Raw genomic sequence first — 14,005 nt, 5'->3', positions numbered from 1 at the left:
GTAACAAAAACAGAAGAATTAGATAGCGATCACTGTCTGGCTACGATGACCGCTGCACAAACCCGTGGGCCTGTTAAAATGCCCGACCTTTTTTACAGACGACTCTTCATACCGCCATGTCCCGACTCAATCCCCGGCAGCAGGAAGCCGTGAACTACGTCGGCGGCCCTCTTTTGGTGCTCGCCGGTGCCGGTTCCGGCAAGACCAGTGTGATCACCCGCAAGATTGCGCACCTGATCCAGAACTGCGGCATCCGCGCCCAGTACATTGTCGCCATGACCTTTACCAACAAGGCCGCGCGCGAGATGAAGGAGCGCGTCGGTACGCTGCTCCGAGGCGGCGAAGGACGCGGCCTGACGGTCTCGACCTTCCACAACCTGGGTCTGAACATCATCCGCAAGGAACACACGCGGCTAGGCTACAAACCGGGCTTCTCGATCTTCGACGAGACCGACGTCAAGGCCCTGATGACCGACATCATGCAGAAAGAGTATTCGGGCGACGACGGTGTCGACGAAATCAAGAACATGATCGGTTCGTGGAAAAACGACCTCATCCTGCCTGCCGACGCGCTGGAAAACGCCCGCAACCCCAAGGAACAGACCGCCGCCATCGTCTACACCCACTACCAGCGCACGCTCAAGGCGTATAACGCAGTGGACTTCGATGATCTCATTCTGCTGCCGGTCAAGCTGTTCCAGGAACACGCCGACATTCTGGAGAAATGGCAGAACAAGGTGCGCTACCTGCTGGTGGACGAATATCAGGACACCAACGCCAGCCAGTACCTGCTGGTTAAACTGCTGATCGGTTCGCGCCATCAGTTCACCGTGGTGGGCGACGACGACCAGTCGATCTACGCCTGGCGTGGTGCGCGACCGGAAAACCTGATGCTGCTCAAGGACGACTACCCGTCGTTGAAAGTGGTCATGCTGGAGCAGAACTACCGTTCCACCAGCCGTATTCTGCGTTGCGCCAACGTGCTGATCTCCAACAACCCGCACGCCTTCGAAAAACAACTGTGGTCCGAGATGGGCCACGGCGACGAAATCCGTGTCATCCGTTGCCGTAACGAAGATGCCGAAGCCGAGCGCGTGGCGATGGAAATCCTCACCCTGCACCTGCGCACCGACCGGCCCTACAGCGACTTCGCCATCCTGTATCGCGGCAACTACCAGGCCAAGCTGATCGAACTCAAATTGCAGCACCACCAGGTGCCGTATCGACTCTCCGGCGGCAACAGCTTCTTCGGTCGCCAGGAAGTGAAAGACCTGATGGCGTATTTCCGTTTGCTGGTGAACCCGGACGACGACAACGCCTTCCTGCGGGTCATCAACGTGCCGCGTCGAGAAATCGGCTCGACCACGCTGGAAAAACTCGGTAACTACGCCACCGAACGCAAGGTGTCGATGTACGCCGCCACCGAAGAAATCGGCCTGGGCGAGCACCTGGACAGCCGTTACACCGACCGTTTGCAGCGCTTCAAGCGCTGGATGGACGGCGTGCGCCAGCAATGCGCGCAGAACGACCCCATTGCCGCGCTACGCAGCATGGTCATGGACATCGACTACGAGAACTGGCTGCGGCAGAACAGCTCCAGCGAAAAGGCCGCTGATTACCGGATGAGTAACGTCTGGTTCCTGATCGAGGCGTTGAAAAACACGCTGGAAAAGGACGAAGAAGGCGGTATGACCATCGAGGAAGCCATCGGCAAGCTGGTCCTGCGCGACATGCTTGAACGTCAGCAGGAAGAGGAAGATGGTGCTGAAGGCGTGCAGATGATGACCTTGCACGCCTCCAAGGGGCTGGAGTTTCCTTACGTGTTCATCATGGGCATGGAAGAAGAGATCCTGCCGCACCGCTCCAGCATCGAAGCCGACACCATCGAAGAAGAGCGCCGTCTTGCCTATGTCGGCATTACGCGCGCGCGGCAGACTCTGGCCTTCACGTTCGCCGCCAAGCGCAAGCAGTACGGTGAAATCATCGACTGCGCGCCAAGCCGCTTTCTGGATGAGCTGCCCCCGGATGACCTGGCCTGGGAAGGCAATGACGACACTCCGACGGAAGTCAAAGCCGTTCGCGGCAATACCGCGCTTGCCGATATTCGCGCCATGCTGAAACGCTAGTCGACAAACGAAATTGATCATTTATTGCGCAATGGCGCAGTCTAGGAATTGAAGTGGAAGCACTGCACAAGAAGATTCGCGAAGAAGGCATCGTATTGTCCGATCAGGTGCTGAAAGTCGATGCGTTTCTCAACCATCAGATCGATCCGGCCTTGATGAAGGAAATTGGTGACGAATTCGCCCGTCTGTTCGCCGACGCTGGCGTGACCAAAATCGTGACCATCGAAGCTTCCGGCATTGCGCCGGCCGTCATGGCGGGTCTGAACATGGGCGTGCCGGTGATTTTCGCCCGCAAGCACCAGTCCCTGACCCTGACCGAAAACCTGCTGTCGGCGACCGTGTACTCATTCACCAAGCAGGTGGAGAGCACCGTGGCGATCTCGCCGCGTCATCTGAGCAGCGACGATCACGTGTTGATCATCGATGACTTCCTCGCCAACGGCAAAGCCTCGCAGGCGCTGATCTCGATCATCAAGCAGGCCGGTGCGACCGTGGCCGGGCTGGGGATCGTGATCGAGAAGTCCTTCCAGGGCGGCCGTGCCGAACTGGATGCACAGGGCTATAGAGTGGAATCGCTGGCGCGGGTTGAATCCCTGGCCGGTGGGGTTGTGACGTTCAAGTAACGTGTTCAAGGGAGGACGCAGAGCGTCCGGAAAGGCATGCGACGCGGAGCGCCGCACGATAGTTGCGATGATCGTTCCGCACGCTCCAGTGGGGGAGCGCCGTACGATAGTTGCGATGATCGTTCCGCACGCTCCAGTGGGGGAGCGCCGTACGATAGTTGCGATGATCGTTCCGCACGCTCCAGTGGGGGAGCGCCGCACGATAGTTGCGGTTATCGTTCCGCACGCTCCAGTGGGGGGGCGCCGTACGATAGTTACGATTATCGTTCCGCACGCTCCAGCGTGGGAATGCAGTTCTCGACGCTCTGCGTCGCCGTGTGCGTGCTTCAGCGCGGAATACCGAGGGCACGCAAACGTCGATACAGGGTGCGTTCGCTCAGCCCCAGTTCTCTGGCCAGTTCGCTGCGCGAGCCATTGAACACTCGCAGTGCATGGGCGAGTTTCTCCAGGCCGTCGTCCTGCTGGCGGTAAGTCACGCCACCCGCTTCTTCGCCCTGACCGCGCACTTCAGCGGGTAAATCCTGTACGCGAATAACGCCGTCATCGGTAAACAGGCGGGCACGCTCGAGTATGTTGCGCAGCTCGCGGATGTTGCCGGGGTAGCTGTACAGACTCAGCAGCTTCATGGCCTCGGCGTCGACACGCGGAGCAGCACCTGGCGCGATGCGTTGCAGCAGGCTGTCGATCAGCAACGGCAAGTCCTCGCTGCGTTCGCGCAGGGCGGGCAGACGGATCGGGAAGGCGCTGATGCGGTAAAACAAATCCTGGCGAAAACTGCCGTTGGTGACCATCTCCTTGAGCGGTTTGTGTGTGGCCACCACCAGCCGAAAATCCGAATGCACCGTTCGCAGACTGCCCACCGGGCGGAAGCTGCCTGATTCGATCAGCCGCAACAGCTTGACCTGCATGGCCAGCGGCACCTCGCCGATTTCATCAAGGAACAACGTGCCGCCATGAGCGGCTTCGGCCAGACCGGTCTTGCGCTGTAACGCGCCGGTGAACGCGCCCTTTTCATAGCCGAACAGCTCGCTCTCCAGCAGGGTTTCCGTAAGCCCGGTGCAATCGACCACCACCAGCGGCCCGGCGGACCTGGCGCTGCTGGCGTGCAGTGCGCGAGCGAACAATTCCTTGCCGGTACCCGACTCACCCTGCAGCAGCACCGGAATCTGCGCGGGTGCAGCGCGTTGCAAGGCACTCAGGACCTCTTTGAATGCTGCTGAACGACCGACCAGCCCATGCTGCTGCGGCTGAACCGACGCCACGGCCACCGAGCTCAGTCGCTCGACGTAGGCGATGACTTCACCCCCGTCATCGAGAATCGGCCGCAGCTCCACATCCACGTGCTCAGGGCCGCGAGGTGTATGGTGAATATGCAGCAAACGCTCCGGAAGCCGCGTTTCGTGGGCCTTGCGCATCGGGCAATGTTCACCGGCCTGATCGCACGGCACCGCGAACTGATGCGACACCCGATAACACTTCTCGCCCACATGTGGCGTGCCTTCAACGCCGAACTGACGCTGATAGGCGGTGTTGGCCGCGATAATGTTGTAGTCGGTGTCCAGAACGATGGTCGGTCGCAGGTCATGTTCGAGGTATGACACCAGCGACTGCATGCGACTGCCGGGTAAATCAGTGGCGATGAGGGTCATGCTTGCTCCTGTGGATTGGCCGCAGCTTAACCCATCTCGCTGCCAGCTTATGCCACCGTCTGCCAAGCGACTGCCAGAATGTGGCAGTCAGCGCCTTGGCAACCATCACGCGGGTTTTCCGCAGAATCCCTCAACGCCTTGTATTTACTATGCTCAATGGGTTTTCCGGCCTTTGGCATGGTTATTGAGATGTCATAGCAACGACTGCCAACCGTCCGGCCTGACCAAACGGGCCTCAAGGCGATTTACAGCCATGGGAATTGCACATGATCATCGGTGAAAAACTTTATGTCGAAGCACTCTTCGACAGTCATACCTGGACCATCAGCTACCTGGTGATGGACCTGGACAGCAAGCAGTGCGCGCTGATCGACAGCGTGCTCGATTACGACCCCAAGTCGGGCCGCACCCGGACCGAGTCTGCCGACCGGATGATCGGCCGGGTACAGGCGCTGGGGGCTTCGGTACAGTGGATTTTCGAAACCCATGTGCATGCTGATCACCTCACGGCTGCGCCGTATCTGAAACAGCAGCTTGGCGGACAAATCGTCATCGGCAGCCATATCACCGCCGTGCAGGAAACCTTTGGCGCGCTGTTCAACGCGCCGTCTGACTTTGCCCGCAATGGCAGCCAGTTCGATGTGCTGTTGGAAGATAACGCCTCGTTCGCCCTTGGAACACTTCAGGTCAAGGCCATGCATACGCCCGGGCATACACCGGCGTGCATGAGTTACCTGGTGCAGGTCGACGACAAAACCATCGCGTTTGTGGGCGACACGTTGTTCATGCCCGATTACGGCACCGCGCGTTGCGACTTTCCCGGAGCCGATGCGCGCACACTGTACCGCTCCATTCACAAACTGCTGGCGTTGCCGCCTGACACCCTGCTGTTCATGTGCCACGACTACCTGCCCAACGGTCGTGAGCTGAAATACATGACCACCGTCGCCGAACAGCGCGCCAGCAACATCCATGTTCATGACGGCGTAGATGAAGATGCGTTCGTCAGCATGCGTGAAGCCCGTGACGTGACGCTGGATATGCCTGTGCTGATGCTGCCTTCGGTGCAGGTCAACATGCGCTGCGGGCACTTTCCTGAGCCGGAAGACAACGGCGTCGTCTACCTGAAGATCCCGCTCAATGCCTTTTGACTGCTGCCCGCCTTGGGAAACCCTGTGATGAATGCTTCGATAACTACCTGTCAGATTCTGATCGTTGGTGGTGGTGCTGCTGGTATCGCCACCGCCGCAAGCCTGCTCGCCCGTGATGCTGCCCTGCAGATCACCCTGGTCGACCCTGCCGATACCCACTATTACCAGCCGGGCTGGACCATGGTCGGCGCGGGCATTTTCACGCCGCAGTCGACGGCACGCAGCATGGCGTCGCTGATCCCCACGGGCGTGCAGTGGATCAAGGCTGCGGTGGCGACGTTCGAACCGCAGCACAATACCCTGACGCTCGCCGACGGGCGCACGCTTGGCTATCAGCAACTGGTGGTCTGCCCCGGCCTGAAGCTGGACTGGGCGGCCATCGATGGGTTGGTCGAGACGCTGGGTGCCAATGGCGTGACCTCCAACTATCGCTATGACCTGGCACCCTACACCTGGAAGCTGGTGCAGGGCTTGAAGCAAGGGCGCGCGCTGTTTACTCAGCCGCCCATGCCGATCAAATGCGCCGGAGCGCCACAGAAGGCCATGTACCTGTCTTGTGACCACTGGCTGAAAACCGGCCGTCTGGCGCAGATCAATACGCAGTTCTTCAACGCCGGTGGCGTGCTGTTTGGTGTGGCGGACTATGTACCGGCGCTGATGAAGTACATCGAGCGTTACGCCATCGACCTCAAGTTCAGCCATCGGCTGGTGGCCGTCGACGGGCCGGGCAAGCGTGCTACGTTTGTTTGCAAGCAGGCCGATGGCAGCAGCGAGACCGTCGAGCACAGCTTTGAAATGCTGCACGTGGTGCCACCGCAGATTGCCCCCGACTTCATTCGCAGCAGCCCGCTGGCCGATCCCGCAGGCTGGGTGGACGTGGACCCTGCCACGCTCCGGCACCGACAGTTCGCCAATGTTCATGCTCTCGGCGATGCCACCAATACCAGCAACGCCAAAACCGCCGCAGCCGCCCGCAAGCAGGCACCGGTGGTGGCCAATAATGTGCTGGTCGCGCTGGGTCGTCTGAGTGAGTCTGCCGTCTACGACGGTTATGGCTCATGCCCGCTGACCGTCGAGAAAGGCCGGATCGTACTGGCTGAATTCACCTATGGCGGCAAGGTTGCGCCGAGCTTCCCGCGTTGGCTGCTGGATGGCCGCCAACCGACCCGGCTGGCCTGGTGGCTGAAAGAACGCGTGCTGCCCGTACTTTACTGGCATGGCATGCTCAAGGGACGTGAATGGCTGGCCAAACCGGAAAAGGCTGACGCCAGGCATGGATGAGCATCAACTGCTGGGCGTTGGCCTGGGGGCGATCATTGGCGTGGTACTGGCGCTGACAGGCGCCGGCGGTGGCATTCTCGCGGTCCCGCTGCTGGTTTTTGGTCTTGGCCTGTCGATTGTCGAAGCGGCACCTGTCGGCCTGCTGGCCGTCGGGCTGGCGGCGGGAATCGGCGCGGTGCTGGGGCTGCGTCAGGGTATCGTTCGCTATCGCGCTGCCGGGTACATCGCGTCCATCGGTGTGCTGATGGCACCTCTTGGCCTGTGGCTCGCCCATCGGCTGCCCAATACACCGCTGGCATTGGTCTTTTCGGTCGTGCTGCTGTACGCCTGCACGCGCATGTTCATCAGGGCCAGCCGCGAATTGCGCCACGGCCAACCGCCGCCGCGCGCAGAAATGCTGCCCTGCGTGCTCAACCCGCTGCAAGGCCGTTTGCGCTGGACCATGCCGTGCCTGCGCGCTTTGACGCTGACGGGCGTGGGTTCAGGGTTATTGTCAGGGCTATTGGGTGTGGGCGGCGGTTTCGTGATCATTCCGGCGCTGACCCGCTACAGCGATCTGGGCATGAAAAGCGTTGTGGCGACATCACTGGCGGTGATCGCGCTGGTCTCGACGGGCAGCGTCATCACCGCCTCCTTGAGCGGCGTGATGCACTGGACGGTGGGTGCGCCTTTTGCTCTGGGCGCAGTCATCGGCTTGATAGTCGGCAGGCAAGTCGCCCGCTACCTCGCCGGCCCACGCTTGCAACAGCTGTTCGCCGTATGCGGCATTGTTGCCGCATTCATGCTCGCGTTGTCAGTGCGCTAACCGCCCGAGGACGCAGAGCGTCCAGAAAGGCATTCCCACGCGGAGCATGGGAACGATGAAAATCCCGAGATCACTATCGTGCCAATGCGGGAACGATAGTCGGGGGGTTGGGCTTAAAGCTTCTGCCAGACCTTCGGTTTGAAGAACAGTGTCTCGCCCTTGGCCAGGCCTACCAGGCTGTCGTGGTCTTTTACCACTTCGGCCTCGATCAGTTCGCTCTGCCCTTCCACTTTCAGCGTGACCCGTGTTGTCGCGCCCAGCGGGCGGATGTCGCGGACTTCGGCGGCGTGGTGGTCTTCGATTTCCTGGCGGGACAGCGACACTTCATGCGGACGGAACAACAGATGACCTTCCTCGCCCAGGCTCAGGCGGTTGGAGTCACCCAGGAAGTGGTAGACGAAGTCGTTGGACGGGTTCTCGTAGACCTCGCCCGGCGAGCCGATCTGCTCGATCACACCCTTGTTCATCACCACGATGCGATCGGCCACTTCCATGGCCTCTTCCTGATCGTGGGTCACAAACACCGAGGTCAGGTTGATGTCTTCGTGCAGGCGCGCCAGCCAGCGACGCAGTTCCTTGCGCACCTTGGCGTCCAGTGCGCCGAATGGCTCGTCCAGCAGCAGCACTTTTGGCTCGACCGCCAGGGCGCGGGCCAGGGCGATGCGCTGGCGCTGTCCACCCGACAGTTGCTCCGGATAACGGTCGGCCAGCCAGTCCAGTTGCACCATGTTCAGCAGTTCGTGGACCTTTTCCGCGATGCGCGTTTCGTTCGGACGCTCACGCTTGGGCTTCATGCGCAGGCCGAACGCGACGTTGTCGAACACCGTCATGTGGCGGAACAGCGCGTAATGCTGGAACACAAAGCCGACGTTGCGATCACGCACGTCATGGCCGGACACATCTTCGCCATGGAACACGATACTGCCGTCATCCGGGGTTTCCAGGCCGGCAATAATGCGCAACAGGGTGGTCTTGCCGCAGCCTGACGGGCCGAGCAAAGCCACCAGCTCGCCACTCTGGATGTCCAGACTGATGTTGTTCAGGGCCTTGAAGGCGTTGAAATTCTTGCTGACGTTACGGACTTCGATCGACATGATTATTCCTCCGCCGCGTTATGGCGCAGACGGTTAATGCGGGATTCGCTCCACTGCTTGAGCAGCAGGATGAACAGCGCCAGGATCAGCAACAGGCTCGCCACGGCAAAGGCTGCAACGTGGTTGTACTCGTTGTAGAGAATTTCGACGTGCAGCGGCAGGGTATTGGTGACGCCGCGAATGTGCCCGGAAACCACCGACACCGCGCCAAACTCACCCATCGCCCGCGCAGTACACAGCACTACGCCGTAGATCAGGCCCCATTTGATGTTCGGCACCGTGACGTGCCAGAACATCTGCCAGCCGTTGGCACCCAGCAGCCGCGCCGCCTCTTCTTCCTGAGTACCCTGCTCCTGCATCAGCGGGATCAGTTCGCGCGCAACGAACGGCACAGTGACGAAAATGGTCGCCAGCACGATGCCCGGCAGGGCAAAGACGATCTGGATATCGTGGTCCTGTAACCACGGCCCGAACAGGCCCTGCGCACCGAACATCAATACGTAGACAAGACCGGCAATGACCGGCGATACCGAGAACGGCAAATCGATCAGCGTGACCAGAATGCTCTTGCCGCGGAACGAGTATTTACTCACGCACCATGCGGCGCTGACGCCGAATACCAGATTGAGCGGCACCGAGATCAGGACCGCAATGACCGTCAGCTTCAGCGCTGACAAGGCATCCGGTTCAAGGATTGCGGTAAAGAACGCGCCCAGACCGTTTTTCAGCCCCTGAGACACCACGATGAACAGCGGCAGGCCCAGAAACAGCACGAACACCAGCCAGCACAGGCCGATCAGAATACGTCGCGACACCGCGCTGCCACGACGGGCGGCGTTGGCAGAGGCGGCGGCTGAAACAGATGAATAAGACATGTTCTGCGCCTCCTCAGGATGGGGTTTCAATGCGCCGCTGCAGCAGGTTGATCAGCAGCAGCAGAATGAAGGAAACCACCAGCATCATCACGCCGATAGCGGTCGCGCCGGTGTAGTCGTACTGGTCGAGCTTGACCATGATCAGCAGCGGCAGGATCTCGGTTTTCATCGGCATGTTGCCGGCAATGAAAATCACCGAACCGTACTCGCCCACGCCTCTGGCAAACGCCAGAGCGAAGCCGGTCAGCCAGGCAGGCAACAAGGCCGGAACGAGGATGTGGCGAAACACCTGCAGCGGACGCGCGCCCAGGCAGGCAGCGGCTTCTTCGACTTCCTTGGGGATGTCGGCCAGCACAGGCTGCACGGTGCGCACCACGAATGGCAGGGTGACGAACGTCAGCGCCAGGGTAATACCCAGCGGCGTATAGGCGATCTTGAAGCCCAGGTCGGCCGACCCAGCCATTGGGCGCGTACAGCGCCGTCAGGGCGATACCGGCCACGGCAGTCGGCAGGGCGAACGGCAGATCGATCATGGCATCGATAATCTTGCGACCGGGGAAGGTGTAACGCACCAGCACCCAGGCCAGCAGCGTACCGATCACGCCATTGATCAGGGCCGCATAGAAAGCGGTGCCGAAACTCAGCTTGAGCGCCGCGATCACGCGTGGTGCCGTGATGATGGTCCAGAACTGATCCCAGGTCAGCTGCGCGGCATGCACGAACATGGCGGCCAGCGGTATTAGCACAATCAGACTGAGGTACACCAAGGTGTAGCCCAGCGTCAGCCCGAAGCCGGGTATGACGGGGGAGATACGACGCGACATAAAAGTCCCTGGTTTCACTTGCACGAAGCCCGTACGTTAATCCGGGCTGCTTGACCCAACCTGCGATGCCACTCGCGCGGCATCCTGATTCGGTTTATTGCGCTTGGTAAATCTGGTCGAAAACGCCGCCGTCATTGAAAAACTTCGGCTGCGCAGTTTTCCAGCCACCAAAGTCTTTGTCGATAGTCACCAGATCAAGTTTCGGGAATTGCTTCTCGTACTTGGCGGCCACTTCGGCATCACGTGGACGATAGAAGTTTTTCGCCGCAATTTCCTGACCTTCCTTGCTGTACAGGTGCTTCAGGTATTCAGTCGCGATTTCAGTGTTGCCTTTCTTCTCGGCGTTTTTGTCGACTACGGCTACCGGAGGTTCGGCGAGAATCGACAGCGACGGCACGACGATGTCGAACTTGTCCTTGCCGCCGTCTTCTTTCAGCGCCAGGAACGCTTCGTTTTCCCACGCCAGCAGCACGTCACCCTGACCGTTGTTGACGAAGGTGATGGTCGAACCGCGCGCACCGGTATCCAGAATCGGCACGTGCTTGAACAGCGTCTGCACGTATTCCTTGGCCTTGGCTTCGTCACCGCCGCCCGCCTTCAGGCCATAGGCCCAGGCCGCCAGGAAGTTCCAGCGCGCACCGCCTGAGGTTTTCGGGTTCGGCGTGATCACCGAGACGTCTTTCTTGATCAGGTCGCCCCAGTCCTTGATGCCTTTGGGGTTGCCCTTGCGCACCAGAAACACGATGGTCGAGGTGTAAGGCGTGCTCGCGTCCGGCAGACGGGTCTGCCAGTTTTCCGGCAGGGTCTTGCCCAGCTTGGCGATTTCGTCGATGTCACCGGCCAGTGCCAGGGTCACCACGTCAGCACGCAGACCGTCGATCACGCCACGGGCCTGCTTGCCCGAGCCACCGTGCGACTGTTTGATCTCGACCTTGTCGTCCGGATGGGATTTTTTCCAGAAGTTGACGAATTCTGCGTTGTAATCCTGATAAAGCTCGCGTGTCGGATCGTAAGACACGTTGAGCAGTTCGTAATCCTTGGCAACAGCCGAACCTGCAAAAACAGCACTGGCGAGAGCGGCCAGAGCGAAACGGCGAATGGACATAGATGAAGCTCCTGGAAATGCGGTGTGTTGGCTTTTTTAATTTCTTCTTGGCGCGTCAGAACGGCATCCGCACGGGCGCGCTGCTTTTTTCAGAGGAGGTATCAGGAGTCAGAATGAAACCCTCCGGTTGACCAGTCGGGTGATGCCGCTTCAGCTCTGCTTGGCAGCGGGGTTCTGCAAACGAAACTTTTCCTTGCGCTCGATCTGCACCACTTGTGCGTTGTGCACAGTGATTTCGACGGCACCAAAACGCAGGTCGCGCAACGCACTCTGAATTTCACGCAGAATTGCTGCTTCGTCCTGACCGTCAACACTACGTAGAGATGCGCTCATTGTCTTATTCCTTGAAAGATGAGAAGCCGGCCGTCGCGACTGGGGGCGATGGCGTATGGCGGTGAGGCAATAATAGTGAGGTGCGGATATTCTTAAAAAGACTATTTAAGAATGCAGATATAACCAAAAGAAATTTAGCGGTTAGAGATTTCGCCAAGATGCGTTGCACACCCTGGCAAGCCTTGCTCTGGCGGCTTCAGCCGGGCTGCTCGAAGACCGGTGCATGCGTCCAGTCGATAGCCTGCGCGACCATTGGCCGGGCAAACCAGTAGCCCTGGCCCAACTGGCAACCGTTGCCCAGCAGGAACGCAGCCTGATTCGCATGCTCGATGCCTTCAGCCAGAACCCGCATGCCCAGGCTGCCGGCCAGCGCGATGACCGCTCTGACAATCGCGATGTCGTCATCGTCGCCCGGCAGTCCAGCCACAAAACCCTGGTCGATTTTCAGCTTCTGAACCGGCATGCGCTTGAGCCGCAACAGCGAAGAATAACCCGTACCGAAGTCATCGATGGCCAGGCTCAGGCCCAGTTCGCGTAGGCGATGCAATTGTTCGATGGCCTGTTCGGGGTCTTCCATGACCGCGCTTTCAGTCACTTCCAACTCCAGAAAGGCAGGCTCAAGCCCGGTCTCATGCAGTGCCTGTGCTACCCGACGGTCGAGATCGCCATGATTGAACAGGCGGCTGGAGACGTTTACCGCGACAAACTCGACCGGTACACCTTCCGCCAGCCAGGCCTTCATTTGCAGACAGGCGGTTTTCAAGACCCAGGCATCAATATCGGCGATCAGCCCGCTTTGCTCGGCAATCGGAATGAATTCCCCCGGCGAAACCATCCCGCGCTCGGGGTGCTGCCAGCGCACCAGCGCCTCGACACCGCGAATACGGCGGGTGACAAGGTCATGAACCGGCTGATAGAAGACCCGCAGTTGTTCCAGTTCGACGGCCTGACGCAGCTCGTAGGCCAGTTGCACGCGCTGTTGGGCGTGAGCAGTCAATTCCTCGGTGTACAGCGCATAACACTCACGACCGTCGCCCTTGGCCTTGAACAGCGCCGAGTCTGCATTGCGCAACAGTTGCTCGGCGGTCAGCGCATCGCCGGGGAACAGGCTGATGCCAATGCTGGCAGTGACAAACAGCTGATGCGCGGCAATCGCGAACGGTGCCTTGAGCGCATCGATCACCTGCTGTGCCAGCGCGGCAGCCTGAACCAGCTGCGAGCAATTCTTGATCAACAGGGCGAACTCGTCGCCGCCCGGACGTGCCAGAGTCATTTCATTGCCGGACACGCTTTTGAGCCGCTCGGCGACGGCCCTGAGCACATCGTCGCCCACGTTGTGGCCAAGGCTGTCATTGATGTTCTTGAAGTGGTCCAGGTCGATCAGCAACAGTGCGCAGCCGCGTTTGCTGGCGCGCGCCGAAGTCAGCGCCTGGCTGATGCGATCAGTCAGCAGCAGGCGATTGGGCAAATCGGTCAGCCCATCGAAGTGGATCAACTGGGCCAGCTCCTGCTCGGAGCGTTTGATAGCTGTAATGTCGGAAAACACTGCTACAAAGTGCCTGGGTTGGCCGTCATCACCCATAACGCTGCGAATGGTCTGCCATTGCGGATAGATCTCGCCGCTTTTACGCCGATTCCAGATCTCGCCGCTCCACTGGCCCTCGCTAATGATCGAGTGATACATCTGTTTGTAGAACTCCGGGCCGTGTCGGCCGGACTTGAACTTGCTGGGGTTGAGGCCCAGTACTTCTTCGGCCTGATAACCAGTGATATCGACGAAAGCGCGGTTGACGTGAACGATGTGGCCCTGCGCATCGCTGACCAGCACCCCTTCGCGAGTGCTGTCGAACACCGCTTCGGCCAGCCGCAGCCGGTCGTAATCGGCTTGCTGGCGCTGAAAAAGCGCATCGCCGCCGATCAGGCTTCTCAATCTGTCACGTGCGATGAAGATCATGACCGCGCTGAGCAACACCCAGCTGTAACCGGCCATCAGTTGCCAGAACGCCAATCGAGCAGGTTCTTTTATGAAAAAGGGCAGCAACAGGTCGCACGTCACAAACCACAAAATGGACAGCAGCCCATACAGGACGGCCGTTCGCAGCGCGCCAAGGGAGTAATCTGACATCGGAAACGAAGAAC

General features: G+C 59.8%; 11 protein-coding genes and 1 pseudogene. 5 read left to right on the top strand and 7 right to left on the bottom strand.

Features of this window, described 5'->3' with window-relative positions; all coding sequences use genetic code 11:
• Positions 1 to 116: 116 nt before the first annotated feature.
• Positions 117 to 2,126 carry a DNA helicase Rep gene (gene rep / locus AC4ANK_RS28120; RefSeq protein ID WP_004660029.1) on the top strand — a complete coding sequence of 670 codons (2,010 nt, stop codon included), beginning with the start codon at positions 117 to 119 and terminating at the stop codon, positions 2,124 to 2,126.
• Positions 2,127 to 2,179: 53 nt separating this feature from the next.
• Positions 2,180 to 2,749 carry a xanthine phosphoribosyltransferase gene (locus AC4ANK_RS28115; protein WP_002551388.1) on the top strand — a complete coding sequence of 190 codons (570 nt, stop codon included), beginning with the start codon at positions 2,180 to 2,182 and terminating at the stop codon, positions 2,747 to 2,749.
• Between the two features lie 326 nt (positions 2,750 to 3,075).
• Here the strand turns inward: AC4ANK_RS28115 and AC4ANK_RS28110 are convergent, their stop codons facing one another.
• Positions 3,076 to 4,398, bottom strand: a complete 1,323-nt coding sequence (locus AC4ANK_RS28110; protein ID WP_002551389.1) for a sigma-54 interaction domain-containing protein — start codon at positions 4,396 to 4,398, stop codon at positions 3,076 to 3,078.
• A gap of 266 nt (positions 4,399 to 4,664) precedes the next feature.
• Here AC4ANK_RS28110 and AC4ANK_RS28105 point away from each other — a divergent pair, with 266 nt between their 5' ends.
• Genes AC4ANK_RS28105 through AC4ANK_RS28095 form a run of 3 tightly spaced genes read left to right on the top strand, consistent with a single transcriptional unit; the run spans position 4,665 to position 7,635 of the window.
• Positions 4,665 to 5,549, top strand: coding sequence for an MBL fold metallo-hydrolase (locus AC4ANK_RS28105; RefSeq protein WP_002551390.1), 885 nt, complete (start codon positions 4,665 to 4,667; stop codon positions 5,547 to 5,549).
• Positions 5,550 to 5,576: 27 nt separating this feature from the next.
• On the top strand, positions 5,577 to 6,830 hold the full coding sequence (locus AC4ANK_RS28100; RefSeq protein ID WP_002551391.1) for an NAD(P)/FAD-dependent oxidoreductase: 1,254 nt from the start codon (positions 5,577 to 5,579) through the stop codon (positions 6,828 to 6,830).
• Positions 6,823 to 7,635, top strand: a complete 813-nt coding sequence (locus AC4ANK_RS28095) for a sulfite exporter TauE/SafE family protein (RefSeq protein WP_031596154.1) — start codon at positions 6,823 to 6,825, stop codon at positions 7,633 to 7,635. Before AC4ANK_RS28100 ends, AC4ANK_RS28095 begins: the two co-directional genes overlap by 8 nt.
• A gap of 113 nt (positions 7,636 to 7,748) precedes the next feature.
• On the opposite strand, the gene AC4ANK_RS28090 is transcribed toward AC4ANK_RS28095, so the two are convergent.
• From AC4ANK_RS28090 to dibA, 6 genes and pseudogenes are all read right to left on the bottom strand, one after another.
• Entirely contained in the window at positions 7,749 to 8,729 is a 981-nt protein-coding gene (locus tag AC4ANK_RS28090) for a sulfate/molybdate ABC transporter ATP-binding protein (RefSeq protein WP_002551393.1), read from the bottom strand.
• A gap of 2 nt (positions 8,730 to 8,731) precedes the next feature.
• Positions 8,732 to 9,604, bottom strand: a complete 873-nt coding sequence (gene cysW, locus AC4ANK_RS28085; protein WP_002551394.1) for a sulfate ABC transporter permease subunit CysW — start codon at positions 9,602 to 9,604, stop codon at positions 8,732 to 8,734.
• 13 nt (positions 9,605 to 9,617) lie between these two features.
• Positions 9,618 to 10,428, bottom strand: a pseudogene (gene cysT / locus AC4ANK_RS28080) (sulfate ABC transporter permease subunit CysT).
• A 94-nt stretch (positions 10,429 to 10,522) separates the two neighbouring features.
• On the bottom strand, positions 10,523 to 11,533 hold the full coding sequence (locus tag AC4ANK_RS28075; RefSeq protein ID WP_002551396.1) for a sulfate ABC transporter substrate-binding protein: 1,011 nt from the start codon (positions 11,531 to 11,533) through the stop codon (positions 10,523 to 10,525).
• Between the two features lie 150 nt (positions 11,534 to 11,683).
• Positions 11,684 to 11,866, bottom strand: coding sequence for a sulfur starvation response protein OscA (oscA, locus tag AC4ANK_RS28070; RefSeq protein ID WP_002551397.1), 183 nt, complete (start codon positions 11,864 to 11,866; stop codon positions 11,684 to 11,686).
• A gap of 196 nt (positions 11,867 to 12,062) precedes the next feature.
• Positions 12,063 to 13,991 (bottom strand): phosphodiesterase DibA, encoded by a 1,929-nt coding sequence (gene dibA, locus AC4ANK_RS28065; RefSeq protein ID WP_002551398.1) that lies wholly within the window; start codon positions 13,989 to 13,991, stop codon positions 12,063 to 12,065.
• Positions 13,992 to 14,005: the final 14 nt, after the last annotated feature.

The sequence above is a fragment of the Pseudomonas sp. Pmew2 genome (assembly GCF_058129885.1).
The sequence above is the reverse complement of the archived record's forward strand: the minus strand, read 5'-3'. Positions and strand labels throughout refer to the sequence as shown.

Excerpts from the sequence above, each read along its gene's own strand:
- rep (WP_004660029.1), top strand. The coding sequence starts at position 117 with ATGTCCCGACTCAATCCCCGGCAGCAGGAAGCCGTGAACTACGTCGGC.
- cysW (WP_002551394.1), bottom strand. The coding sequence starts at position 9,604 with ATGTCTTATTCATCTGTTTCAGCCGCCGCCTCTGCCAACGCCGCCCGT.
- AC4ANK_RS28110 (WP_002551389.1), bottom strand. The coding sequence starts at position 4,398 with ATGACCCTCATCGCCACTGATTTACCCGGCAGTCGCATGCAGTCGCTG.
- dibA (WP_002551398.1), bottom strand. The coding sequence starts at position 13,991 with ATGTCAGATTACTCCCTTGGCGCGCTGCGAACGGCCGTCCTGTATGGG.
- AC4ANK_RS28105 (WP_002551390.1), top strand. The coding sequence starts at position 4,665 with ATGATCATCGGTGAAAAACTTTATGTCGAAGCACTCTTCGACAGTCAT.
- AC4ANK_RS28075 (WP_002551396.1), bottom strand. The coding sequence starts at position 11,533 with ATGTCCATTCGCCGTTTCGCTCTGGCCGCTCTCGCCAGTGCTGTTTTT.
- oscA (WP_002551397.1), bottom strand. The coding sequence starts at position 11,866 with ATGAGCGCATCTCTACGTAGTGTTGACGGTCAGGACGAAGCAGCAATT.
- AC4ANK_RS28090 (WP_002551393.1), bottom strand. The coding sequence starts at position 8,729 with ATGTCGATCGAAGTCCGTAACGTCAGCAAGAATTTCAACGCCTTCAAG.
- AC4ANK_RS28100 (WP_002551391.1), top strand. The coding sequence starts at position 5,577 with ATGAATGCTTCGATAACTACCTGTCAGATTCTGATCGTTGGTGGTGGT.
- AC4ANK_RS28095 (WP_031596154.1), top strand. The coding sequence starts at position 6,823 with ATGGATGAGCATCAACTGCTGGGCGTTGGCCTGGGGGCGATCATTGGC.